Raw genomic sequence first — 1,579 nt, 5'->3', positions numbered from 1 at the left:
GTAATTGGTCACAGCGATAAGGGAGGCTTAATGAGAAAGCCTCCAGAGCTCCAGGATTATGCCGGTAAAAGAGCAGGGGGCGAGCACCCCGACGAGGCGATGAGCTCAAAGAGATTGTCCACGGCGTTTTTACCCTGACGGCGCATGGATTCGAGAAAGCTGAACATCATCGCGACTAACTGAGCGCCCCAATCACTGCGGGCACTACCCGAGACTTTGCGATGAATCACCACGGGCCGTAGGCCTCGCTCCGCATCGTTGTTGTCAGGCTTGACCTCAGGACTGGTGAGAAATGTAAACCAGTCTGGCCAATGCTTGCGAAATCGGTTGCTCAAGGCTTGGGAATCCGCCGCCCAACGCCCCTTGCGGGGATGCTCCAGCACGTCAGCTAACTCCGCTTCAATGATGGGCCTGAGGGCTTGGAGTTCGGTCAAACTGAGTCGCCCCTGATGATAGTCCCGGTGGACTTGGCGAGCGGTATGGATGATGGGGAAGATCCGGTGGGCGAACTCCCGATTTTCCGGGAACCGAGAGGTAGTTAACGCCTTGAGTTCCCGCTCTAGATGCGCCCAGCACTTCTGCTTAGCGCCCGCCGATTGCGGCCCATAGGCCGACCAGCAGTCACTGCTGAGGATGCCTGTGAAGTCCTTACCCAAGAGCGTTTTGACCTCGGCTGAACTGCGGGTGGGGGCAAAGAACAGAACACAGCATTCCGGTGCGGTGGCGATCCAAATCCAATGATTCACCCCGTTGACGCGATAGCTGGTTTCATCGACACAGCGCACTCCAGGCTGTTGAATCCAGCTCCACCATTGCGTGTAAGCGGGTTGCAAGGCGGCACAAAACCACTGATGCACCTTGGCTAAACTGCCTTGAGACATCGGGATACCAAAGATGCTCTCGACCACATAGCGCTGTTTTGACCACGATAGGTTGCCCCCATAGCCCAGCCAACCCACCACGCTACTCAACCGTCCGCCATAGCTGAACCCCTCCCGGCACCCGAGCGGCAAGTCCGCATAGCCCTGCCACCTGCAGGCGGAACATCGGTACAGGGGCCGCTCGTACTCCCACACCTCGACGAGATCCGGCACTAATTCAGCCACCTGCTGGCGCTTGGTTCCCTGGGGTTGGCGCTCCACCTCACCACCGCAGACCGGGCAGCGCTGCACGTCTAGCAACATGGGGTGATCAATCCAGCCAAAGCCGTTGCGCGTCGTGCCGGGGTGGTTATATTTCGGGCCTCGTTTTCGCTGCGGCGTTTGTTTATCCCGGTTCGGCTTCTTGACTCCATCGGAGGACGGCGGCTGAGAACTCGTTTCACTGGTGCGTTCGCTTAGCTTCCTCAGTTTCTCGTTGAGGCTCTCGAACTGGTCCTCTAGCTCTTTCACCCGCTGCTTCAGTTGCTCGGTCTCAGCGCGTTGCTCACAGTAGCGCTCGTACCAATACTGCGCCCCTTGCTCTTCAGGGTCGATCTCCGGCAGGTTTGGCTCTGGACGTGGCTGTATCGTCATGCCCCTTATGCTACAAACTTTTGCCCCATTCCCAGTAGGTCAGCTTTGTTGCGGTGACTAATTAC

The 1,579-nt window shown here is 57.8% G+C and carries 1 protein-coding gene; it reads right to left on the bottom strand.

Annotated features, from left to right (window positions below; translation table 11 throughout):
* Nucleotides 1–56 precede the first annotated feature (56 nt).
* Complete coding sequence (tnpC, locus tag ACQ4N7_RS30190) at nt 57–1,514, bottom strand: IS66 family transposase (RefSeq protein ID WP_430715114.1); 1,458 nt, start codon at nt 1,512–1,514, stop codon at nt 57–59.
* Nucleotides 1,515–1,579 lie beyond the last annotated feature (65 nt).

This window comes from Nodosilinea sp. AN01ver1, assembly GCF_050565655.1.
In the GTDB taxonomy this organism is placed as follows: Bacteria; Cyanobacteriota; Cyanobacteriia; order Phormidesmidales; family Phormidesmidaceae; genus Nodosilinea.
The sequence above is the reverse complement of the archived record's forward strand: the minus strand, read 5'-3'. Positions and strand labels throughout refer to the sequence as shown.

Excerpts from the sequence above, each read along its gene's own strand:
- tnpC (WP_430715114.1), bottom strand. The coding sequence starts at position 1,514 with ATGACGATACAGCCACGTCCAGAGCCAAACCTGCCGGAGATCGACCCT.